Annotated in this window: 7 protein-coding genes, 1 pseudogene and 1 riboswitch; of the genes and pseudogenes, 6 read left to right on the top strand and 2 right to left on the bottom strand. The window is 69.6% G+C overall.

All coding sequences use genetic code 11. The features are described 5' to 3' along the window. Positions 1–98 precede the first annotated feature (98 nt). Positions 99–239: pseudogene (locus ASG51_RS24875) on the bottom strand (PepSY domain-containing protein); the annotation flags it as partial. Positions 240–809: 570 nt separating this feature from the next. Continuing rightward, positions 810–1,020: riboswitch (cobalamin riboswitch) on the top strand. A 221-nt stretch (positions 1,021–1,241) separates the two neighbouring features. Between ASG51_RS24875 and ASG51_RS03570 the strand changes: the two are divergent. From ASG51_RS03570 to ASG51_RS03545, 6 genes are read left to right on the top strand one after another with little or no spacing between them, the layout of a single operon-like run. Beyond that, on the top strand, positions 1,242–3,365 hold the full coding sequence (locus ASG51_RS03570) for a TonB-dependent siderophore receptor (RefSeq protein ID WP_056379158.1): 2,124 nt from the start codon (positions 1,242–1,244) through the stop codon (positions 3,363–3,365). After that, a complete protein-coding gene (locus ASG51_RS03565; protein ID WP_056379137.1) occupies positions 3,365–4,108 on the top strand; it encodes an ABC transporter ATP-binding protein in 744 nt (247 codons plus the stop codon). The genes ASG51_RS03570 and ASG51_RS03565 overlap by 1 nt, the downstream gene beginning before the upstream one ends. Continuing rightward, positions 4,105–5,499, top strand: a complete 1,395-nt coding sequence (locus ASG51_RS03560) for a DUF3526 domain-containing protein (protein ID WP_082513857.1) — start codon at positions 4,105–4,107, stop codon at positions 5,497–5,499. The genes ASG51_RS03565 and ASG51_RS03560 overlap by 4 nt, the downstream gene beginning before the upstream one ends. Then, on the top strand, positions 5,496–6,983 hold the full coding sequence (locus ASG51_RS03555) for a DUF3526 domain-containing protein (protein ID WP_162245230.1): 1,488 nt from the start codon (positions 5,496–5,498) through the stop codon (positions 6,981–6,983). Before ASG51_RS03560 ends, ASG51_RS03555 begins: the two co-directional genes overlap by 4 nt. Continuing rightward, positions 6,980–7,288, top strand: a complete 309-nt coding sequence (locus ASG51_RS03550) for a hypothetical protein (protein WP_244480049.1) — start codon at positions 6,980–6,982, stop codon at positions 7,286–7,288. The genes ASG51_RS03555 and ASG51_RS03550 overlap by 4 nt, the downstream gene beginning before the upstream one ends. Further along, on the top strand, positions 7,285–8,448 hold the full coding sequence (locus ASG51_RS03545; protein ID WP_056379131.1) for a heparan-alpha-glucosaminide N-acetyltransferase domain-containing protein: 1,164 nt from the start codon (positions 7,285–7,287) through the stop codon (positions 8,446–8,448). The genes ASG51_RS03550 and ASG51_RS03545 overlap by 4 nt, the downstream gene beginning before the upstream one ends. A gap of 175 nt (positions 8,449–8,623) precedes the next feature. Here ASG51_RS03545 and ASG51_RS03540 read toward each other — a convergent pair whose 3' ends face one another. Beyond that, positions 8,624–9,409 carry a fumarylacetoacetate hydrolase family protein gene (locus tag ASG51_RS03540; protein WP_056379129.1) on the bottom strand — a complete coding sequence of 262 codons (786 nt, stop codon included), beginning with the start codon at positions 9,407–9,409 and terminating at the stop codon, positions 8,624–8,626. Positions 9,410–9,526: the final 117 nt, after the last annotated feature.

Raw genomic sequence — 9,526 nt, 5'->3', positions numbered from 1 at the left:
GATGTCTGCTTCATCTTCGCTCCTCAGGGGCTACGATGAACCAGCCATCCTCCGTTCGTGAAGACCCTCAATCTGTCCCACAGGTGCTGACGTCGGACAAGCAGGACGAGGAAGGGCAGGCAGAGCAGGCCGGCGTAGAAATGCCAACGCCAGACGGCGCGGTGGACGGCATCCTGAGCCGGGCGCGCGAGCGCAACGGCGGACAATGCCGTCGCATCACCCTGGAGGGTCTGGGACATGGGTTCGGGTCCGGGTCTGAGCGATCGGGAAGCGGATCGATCAGGCGGTGGGCGGACCTCGCGGACTGACGGACGGGTCGGGAGGCGCGCGCGCCTGGACCGCACCTGCGTCTCGCCACGGGGCGGAGGTCACCCGAGCGGGGGCCCAAGCGACCGCTGCAAACGCCCACAGAAGCGGATGGAGCAACTGTACGGCCTGGGCCATCGTGCAACAGGCGTGATGCTGGCAAGCCGGCCCGTGATCGCCCGGCCCGGTCGAACCGTCATGCTCGGCGCAGATCACGGCGCCGACCGGTGCGGATGGCAACGGAACCAGGCCGCCGAGAACGGCCTGAAGCACAAGCGCGTAGAGCGCGACCACCGAGATGATCGCGCGGCCTTGGACCATCCGTGGCAGGCATCCGCGCATCGCCGCATTTACGGCCGGGTGCCGGGGACGGTCAATCGCCCAGCGTGCGGCGTTCACACTTGCGCCCATCGCCGGGTCGACCGAAGCCATTACAAGCGAGCGCAATGTTACAATGTTTCAAAAATTCAACGTCTCGCGATTGACTACCAGCCGAAGCGCGGCGATTGTTCGACCGTCAAGGTTCCTGCGGGTCGTCGGCTCGTGGGCTAAGAGGGAATTCGGGGTACTCGCAGGAGCGCTTCCGAAGCTGCCCCCGCAACTGTCAGCGGCGAGCTCTTTCCGTCCAGGGTCACTGGTGCGTCGCACTGGGAAGGCCGAGGAGAGGGCGACGACCCGCGAGCCAGGAGACCTGCCTTGCACGACGATACGTCTCTCGGGCGGGGTGTCCCGGCGGAGCGCTGGAACGGGCTTGGCTGCTGACGCGGCCGATCCCGTGAGGGCACCCGCTCGGCTGTCGCTCGACAACCTTGAGTGCACCGGTGTTCCCTCGTCCGAGCCTGCCCACCGCGACGGCCCAGATCCCGAACCCGCCCGGATCCACCAAACGCCGCTGGAGGGCCGGACGCCCGGGATCGCGTTGCGCCCTCGCCGCGATCCTCTCGACGGGTTCACCCGCCTGGGAGGCCCGAGCGCAGGAAGCCGTCACGCTGGAGGAACTTTCCGTCGAGGGGGCTGGCGGGGGCGCCCCGGTCGCCGTTGGTGCTGGCCCCAACCCGGGAATAGGTCTGATCGGTCCGACCCCGGGCTACCGGGCCGACCGGGCGGTGAGCAGCACCAAGACCGACACCCCTCAGCGCGACGTGCCGCAGGTCGTCACCGTCGCGCCGCGCGAGGTCATCACCGATCTTGCCGCCACCCGCGTCGACCGCATCTTCAACTACACGCCGGGCGTGGCCCAGCAGAACAATTTCGGCGGCCTGACGGTATTCAGCTACGCCATCCGCGGCACGACCACCTCGGAGCTCTACCGCAACGGCTTCCCGATCAACCGCGGTTCGCCGCCGCCGCCCGATACCCAGAACGTGGAGCGCATCGAGGTGCTCAAGGGCCCCGGCGGCGGCCTGTTCGGGCGCAGCGACCCGGGCGGCCTCGTCAACTTTGTCACGAAGCAGCCGACGGCCGAGCGCTTCGTCGAGATGGGCGGCCTTTGGGGCTCGTTCGAGCAATTCCGCGGCACTGTCGATGCCGGCGGCGAACTCAACGAGGACGGCACGCTGCTCTACCGCTTCAACTTCGCGGGCGGCCGCCAGAACAGCTTTCGCGATTTCGTGGATGGCGACCGGCTCCTCGTCGCGCCCGTGGTGAGCTGGCAGGTCACGCCGGACACGAAGGTCACCGTCGAGACCGAGTTTCTGCGCAACCGCATCGTCGTCGACCGGGGCGTGATCGCGATCAACAAGCAGCTCGGATTCCTGCCGATCTCCCGCTTCCTCGGTGAGCCCGGGCAGAGCACGTACCAGAGCTCGGACACGATGCAGGTCCGGGTGGAGCACCGCTTCGACGCCGACTGGCAGATGCGGCTGGCGACCCACTTCAACACCGGCTCGCTGGTCGGGGAATCGGCAGAGGTGCGTGGCCTCGCTGCCGACAATCGCACCGTCCTGCGCGACCGGAATTTTCGCGATTACCGCTGGGATACCGCCATCGGCCAGGCCGAGGTTGTGGGACGCTTCGCCACCGGCGATCTCGGCCATACCGTGCTGCTCGGCTTCGAGCGGGAGAGCACCGACAGCCGCGTGGTCTACGACCGCTCGAACTTCCGTCAGAGCCCCTACAGCCTCGACATCTACGATCCGCGCTACGGCCAGGCCCTGCCGCCGCTCACCATCCGGCGCAACAACCTGGAGCGGGTCACCAACACAGCCCTCTACGCCCAGGACCAGATCGCGCTCAGTCCGGAGTGGAAAGCCCTGCTCGGCGTGCGATTCGATTTCTTCGAGCAGTCCTTCCGCGAGCGCACCACGGCGACCCAGGTCGACCAGTCCCGGGTGGCGGCGACACCGCGCGCCGGCCTCGTCTACCAGCCCCTGCCGGAGCTCGCCCTCTACACCAACGTGGGCACCAGCTTCCGGCCCAATATCGGCCCCGACGCCTTCGCGGTGGCCCGCTCCGTGCCCTTCGAGCCCGAGACCGGGCTCGGCTACGAAGTCGGCGCCAAGCTCGACCTGTTCGGCGGCGCGCTCGGCCTGACGGCGGCGGCCTTCCGCATCGAGCGGCAGAACGTGCTCACGGCCGACCCCAACAACCCGGGCTTCTCCCTGGCGGCTGGCGGGGTAAGCAGCCAGGGCTTCGAGCTCACGGCCGCCGGTCAGATCACCCCCGAGATCAAGCTCCTGGCCGGCTACGTCTACGCCGACGCCCTGGTCACGAAGGACAACGTGCTCCCCGTAGGCGCTCCGCTGGTCAATATCCCGCGCCACTCCGGCAGCCTGCTCGCCGTGCACGAGGTGCAGGCCGGCCCCTGGAAGGGCCTCGGCCTCGGCGGCGGCGTGCGCGGTGTCGGCGAACGCGCCGGAGACGCCGCAGGCTCCGGCTTCGTGCTCCCGGCCTACATCGCGGTCGATGCCCTGGCCTACTATCGCTACGAGAACATGCGCTTCGGCCTCAACGTCGAGAACATCTTCGACGCCACCTACTACGAGAGCTCGAACAACGCCTTCCGGGTCTATCCCGGCGCGCCCCGGCGCTTCACCGGCACGATCTCGGTGCGGTTCTAATGGCTGACGTCACGACCCATGCGGGTGACTTCGTCCTGGAGATCCGGGGGGCGGGCAAGCGCTTCGGCGAACGCCAGGCCCTCGATGGCCTCGACCTGTCGCTCCGCCCCGGCGAGGTCTTCGCCCTGCTCGGACCGAACGGTGCCGGCAAGACCACCACGGTTAACCTGATCCTCGGCTTCCTGAAGGCGGATGCCGGCACGGTCCGGGTCTGCGGAATCGATGCCGGCGCTGACCCGGTCGGCGCCCGCCGCCACGTGGCCTACATCCCCGAACAGGTAGCACTCTATCCCGGCCTCTCCGGCGTAGAGAACCTGCGCTACTTCACGACCCTGGCCGGCCTCGACCTGGGCAAGGGGACAGCCCGCACGCTCCTGGCCGAGGCCGGTCTTGCCGAGACTGCACACGAGAGTCCCGCCGGCTCTTATTCCAAGGGTATGCGCCAGAAGGTCGGCATCGCGGTGGCGCTCGCGCGCCGTGCCCGGCTCCTTCTCCTCGATGAGCCCACCTCCGGCCTCGATCCGAGAGCAGCCGCGGACTTCTCGACCACGGTCCGGGCGGCGGCAACGCGCGGCACCGCTATCCTGATGGCGACCCACGACCTCTATCGGGTGCACGAGATGGCCGGGCAAGTCGGGGTCTTGAGCCGTGGCCGCATCGTCGAGGAAATCGACCCTAGGACTCTCGACCACGTCGGCCTGGAGCGGCTCTACATCCAGCGGCTGGCGGGGAGCGCGGCGTGAGGCAACTCCTAGCCGAACTTGCGCGCACCGCCCGCGATGTGCGCCTTCGCTGGATCGGTGCCGTCCTCGTCCTGCTCCTTACGGTCGCGGGCCTCGGCGGCTGGCGGGATTCCACGCGCTACGCCGGCGAGGTCGCTCAGGTCGCGGCCGCCGAGCGCGCGCGCTGGCTCGGCCAGGATGCCAAGAACCCGCATTCGGCCGACCATTTCGGGCTGTGGGTGTTCCGTCCCTCCGCACCGCTTGCCGTCCTCGATCCCGGCACCGAGCCCTATACGGGCCGGATGGTGCGTGTGGAGGCCCACGTGTTCAACGACGCGGTTTACCGCGCCGTCCAGGATGCCGGCCCGCTCACCCGATCCGGCCTCAGCAGCGTCGCCGACATCGTCCAGCTCGTGGTGCCGCTCGCCGCCATCCTGCTGGGCTTCTCCGCCTTCGCGGCCGACCGCGAGCGTGGGACGCTGCGTCTCGCACTCGGCAACGGCGTCCCGCCGGGCCGGCTCTTCGCGAGCCGGTTCGCGGCCCTTTTCGCCGCGCTCGCCCTCGTGGCGGGCCTACCGCTCCTCGGGATCGGCGCGCTTGCGGTGGTGAGTCAGGATGGTGCGGGCTGGCAGGTCGTTCCGCGCCTGCTGATCTGGGTCGCTGCGCAACTCGCCTACACCGCCGTGTTCCTACTGCTCGCGATGCTCGTCTCACTGGTCGCCCGCACGGCCCGGGGCGCGCTCGCGGCGACACTTGCGGCCTGGGCCCTCCTCTGCGTCGCGGCCCCCCGCCTCGCGGTCGTCGGAGTCGACGCCGTCGTGCCTGCCTTGTCCTACCGGGATGTCCGTGCGCGGATCGAGGCCGGATTTCGGGCCCATCGTACTGCAGAGGCGAACGACATCCGTACGCGCGAGGTTCTGGCCCGCTACGGCGTGAGCGACCCCGACGAATTGCCCGTCGACCTGCGCGGCCTGATGATGTCCGAAAACGAGGGGCACAACTTCGCGGTCTACGACCGCGAGCTCGGAGCATTCTTCGACAGCCTCGCGGCCCAGGACAGGGCCTTGGCCTGGGCCGGCCTCCTCTCGCCGCGGGTTGCCCTGCAGGCCCTCTCGCAGACGCTGGCCGGCACCGATTTCGCCCAGCATGCCCACTTCGTCTGGACGGCGGAAGCCTATCGGCGCGACATCTCCGAACGCATGAACGCAGAGATCCGCGACCATCCCCAGCGCGGCGGGACCATCCTCGTTTCCGGGCGGGATCTCTGGGAGGAGATCCCGCCGTTCGTCCACCGGCCATTGCCGTTCGCGACCACGCTGGCGAACGCACGCGTTCCGGCCCTCGTCCTAGCCCTCTGGCTCGGTCTGCTGGCGCTCCTGTGCCGTCCCCTGGTCCGGAGGCTGAAGCCGTGACAACCGTACGGTTCCCTGTGCTGCTCGGCGCCGAGTTGCGCCTCATCCTGCGCGAGCGCCTGACCTGGGCGATCCTCGCCGCCCTTGTCGCGGCGCTCTGCCTGGCAGCGTGGACGGGCGCCGGGCGCGTCGCAACGGAGCGGGCCGCCCTCGCGCAGGCCGTCGCCGACACCGACCGGGTCGTGCGGGACGCCAAGGCCGCCCATGAACGCTACGGCAAGCCCTCGCCGATCAAGGTGAATTACTGGCAGGACCCCACGGACGCCTTCGGCTTCATGACCTACTTCATGGCCGCCTACGCGGTGAAGCCTCCGACGCCGCTCGCCGCGTTCGCGGCAGGTCAGTCCGACGTGCAGCCCGCGATCATGCGGGCCAGCTTCGGCTTCAGCACCGTCTTCGACGACACCGCCTACGAGCCCGGCTCGACGGCTCGGCTCAGGCTTGGTCCGTTCGATCTCACCTTCGCGCTGGTCTACCTCGTGCCGCTCGTGGTTATCGCGCTCGCCGGCACGCGGCTCTCCTCCGAGTTCGACAGCGGCATCCTGCGCATGATCGCGTCGCAGCCAGTCGGGCCGCGTCGCGTGGCAGGCGCGAAGTTCGGGGCCGTGGCTCTGGTCGCCATCGCGGCCGTTCTCGGGGCAACGGCGCTGGCGCTCATCGTCTCGGGCGGTCTCGGAGAGCTCGACGGTTGGGTGGGCACGCTGGCCCTCCTCGCGGCGGCCCTGGCCGCCTACGTCGTCCTGTGGGTGTCGGCCTGCGCCCTGGCGGCCAGCCTGTGGCGCGGGGGCGTCGCCGCCCTCGCGATCCTCGTGCTAGCCTGGGCCTGCGTTACGGTGGCCCTGCCAAGCACGCTCGGCCTCGCGGTTGAGGTCCTCGCACCGACGCCCTCGCGGATCGCGGCGATCGATGCGAGCCGGCGGGCACAGGTCCGGTTCTACACCGGGGAGGAAGGCGCACGGATCACCGCGGCCTGGCTGACCGGCAAGGTTCCGGACGCCGCGAGCCGGCCGGGACTGGCGGAGGCGCCCGAGGTCAAGCGCCTCGCCCGCGATGCGTTCTACGACGAAGCGCTGGCGAGCTATCGGGATGCCGCGCGGGACCATGCCCGGACGGCGGCGACCTGGAGCCGACGCCTGGCGATCCTGTCGCCCGCGACGGTCCTCGCCCTTGCGCTTGAGATGGCGGCGGGAACCGACGCCGAGCGCCATTCCGCCTTCCTGGCGGCAGGCGCCGCGTACCGCCGGGACCTGCGTGCGTTCTTCGAGCCTCGCATCCTCGCCCAGGCACTGGACCCCGCGCCGGTCTGTCCGGGCTGTCCCGCGCGGCTCGATTTTGCCGCCTACGATGCCGTGCCGGCATTCGCGCCCTCCGTGCCCCGCGCCGCGGCGGAGCGCCAGGCGATGGTGGCCCTCGGTTGCTTGGTCGCGGGAACCCTACTCCTCGCCGCGCTGGCTCTCCGCCGCCTCGCCGAATGGCCCGCATGATGCGCGCGAACCGGAAGGGTGCAGCCGGGGATGGCAGCCCGGCGGCCCAGCTTGTTGATGCGCCTGCCGCCCATGTCCGGCGCGGGGATGCGGGGCGCGGGGCCTCGTCCGAGCGCGCGCGCCGCTACGTGCTCGACCTCATGCCGATTCTGGAATCGATTGGCGGAGAAGTCGGGCGGACGCCCCAGTGCCTCGCTCCCGAGTTGACGCGGCGTGGGGTCCGCAAGCCGCGCGGCGGCGCGGTCTGGACACCCGTGGATGTCGGCCGGCTCCTGCATCGGATCGGAACGGAGCGCGTGCGATGAGACCGACAGCCTCCGAGGGAGCGCAGGGTCCACAGTCCCGCATCGTCTCCATCGACGCCCTGCGCGGCCTCGTCATGCTGCTCATGCTCGTCGACCACGTGCGGGAGTTCGTCTACCTGCACGCCCAGGTCCGTGACCCGATGGATCTGGCCGTGACGCCGCCCGGCCTCGTCCTGACCCGGCTCACCGCGCACCTCTGCGCGCCGGTCTTCATCCTGCTGACCGGCCTCTCGGCCAGCCTCCATGCGCAGAAGCACGGCGACCGGCGGGCGACCAGCGTGTTTCTGGCGAAGCGCGGCCTGCTGCTGATCCTTCTGGAGGTGACGCTGGTCAGCCTCGCCTGGACCCGCAGCCTGACGCCACCGATCCTCTACCTGCAGGTGATTTGGGCCATCGGCCTCAGCATGCTGGCTCTCGCCGCCCTGCTCTGGCTGCCGCGTGCTGCCCTCGTCCTTTTCGCCGCGGCGGTGATGCTCGGCCACAACCTGCTCGACGGACTCGTGCTCCAATCAGGAGATACGGGCTACGTGCCCTGGTCGATCCTGCACCAGCGGGGCGTCATCGAACTGCCCTGGGGCGTGGCGCGCACCTCTTATCCCGTGCTGCCCTGGTTCGGCGTGATCGCGGCGGGCTACGCCCTGGGGCCGCTCTTCGCCGGAGCGGTCGCGCCGGCCACCCGCCGCACGGGGCTCCTGGCACTCGGCGGCGCGGCGCTCTCCGCCTTCCTGATCCTGCGGAGCCTCAACGGCTACGGCGAGCCGGCGCCATGGCAGTCGGGGGCGACGCCACTCCTCACCGCGCTCTCCTTCGTCAACCTGACGAAGTACCCGCCCTCAGCCGACTTCCTGCTGCTAACCCTGGGCCTCGGCATCGGGCTCCTCGCCCTGTTCGAGGCGGTGCCGGCGCGAAGCCTCGGTGTTCTACGTACCTTCGGGGGCGCGCCGCTGTTCTTCTACCTCGCGCATCTCTGGCTGCTGCGACTGCTCCACGACGGCGCACTGGCGCTCGGCCTCGGCGGCCCATCCAACCGAATCGAGGCGGGGGCCCCGTGGCAGATCTGGCTTGTCGCGGCGATCCTGGTCCCGCCGCTCTGGCTCGCCTGCCGCTGGATGGTCCGGCTGAAGCGCCGAGCGGCCTGGTCGGGGTTAAGCTACTTGTAAGCCCACCAGTCGATCTTCCCTTTCCACAACTCGATTGAGCCTCGCAGGGCTCCCAACGGTCGACACCTGCCTGTCTGGTCACTGAAACCGCAGCGCAGGTATAGGCGGGATCCTCATCGACCCGCCATCCGACGCCGTTGCGGCCAAGGTGAAGCCTGGATGCACGGTTTTGCGATTATATGAGGTTCAGGGTGACAGCGCCGACGCCTTCGACATCGGCGCTGACCCGCTGGCCCGGAATGACGCGCACCAAGCCCGTGAGACTGCCGGTGGTAACCAACTCGCCAGCCTCGATGCGTCGCCCTCGACCGACCAGCCATCGTGCCGTCCAGGCGACGGCGCCGACCGGCGCGCCGAACGCGTCCGATCCGTGCCCCTGGGTAACGGCGTTCCCGTCGAGACGGACACGGATGACTGTCGAAGTAAGGTCGATCGAGCGCCAGTCCGTGACCCGGGGCCCGAGCACATGGACAACGTCCAGCCCGAGATCGGCCGTCGCCGTCCATTCATTCAGGGGCGTTCCATGGGGGACACGCCGTCCAAGGATGTGGAGTTCAAGGTGGCAAGCGATGCAGGCATCGGTGGCCTTGCGATCTCCGGCCGGACCGTCCGATACATCCTCCAAGGGGCGCCCGAGTACGAAGCAGAACCCGGCACCGAGCCCGATGGTCCCCTGCGGGAGGAGATAGGTCGACCCGTCATCGAGCAAGCTGCCGCGAAGCAAGGGGGCGAGGATCGGTGCATTGGTGCCGAGGAGCCGCGCTGTCGTCGGACTGGAGGCGCCCAGCGCGTAGCCGACCTGGGCGTCGGCCAGCATCCTCAGCATCGCCTCCTGGATATTCTCGGCATCGGCCATCCCTGTCAGGCGATGAAGGGCCGCCTCGCGGCTCTCCCTGCCCGAGGCATGGGCCGCGGCGAGGCTTGCCGCCATCCGCTCGATCTCGTCTGGTGTCAGTGGCATGGCTTAAGGCGCCTCGTACGAGCGACCGACGACGGTCGCGGGTGTGCCGGATGGGCCGCCGTTCGCTTACGCCTTCCTTCCGCCGATGACCCTGCACCCAAGCGGCAAGGTGAAGGA

This window comes from Methylobacterium sp. Leaf465, from assembly GCF_001424705.1.
Classification (GTDB): Bacteria; Pseudomonadota; Alphaproteobacteria; order Rhizobiales; family Beijerinckiaceae; genus Methylobacterium.
This window is presented reverse-complemented; position numbering and strand designations above follow the sequence as displayed.

Coding starts and splice junctions, on each gene's coding strand:
- ASG51_RS03565 (WP_056379137.1), top strand. CDS start 3,365: ATGGCTGACGTCACGACCCATGCGGGTGACTTCGTCCTGGAGATCCGG.
- ASG51_RS03550 (WP_244480049.1), top strand. CDS start 6,980: ATGATGCGCGCGAACCGGAAGGGTGCAGCCGGGGATGGCAGCCCGGCG.
- ASG51_RS03545 (WP_056379131.1), top strand. CDS start 7,285: ATGAGACCGACAGCCTCCGAGGGAGCGCAGGGTCCACAGTCCCGCATC.
- ASG51_RS03540 (WP_056379129.1), bottom strand. CDS start 9,409: ATGCCACTGACACCAGACGAGATCGAGCGGATGGCGGCAAGCCTCGCC.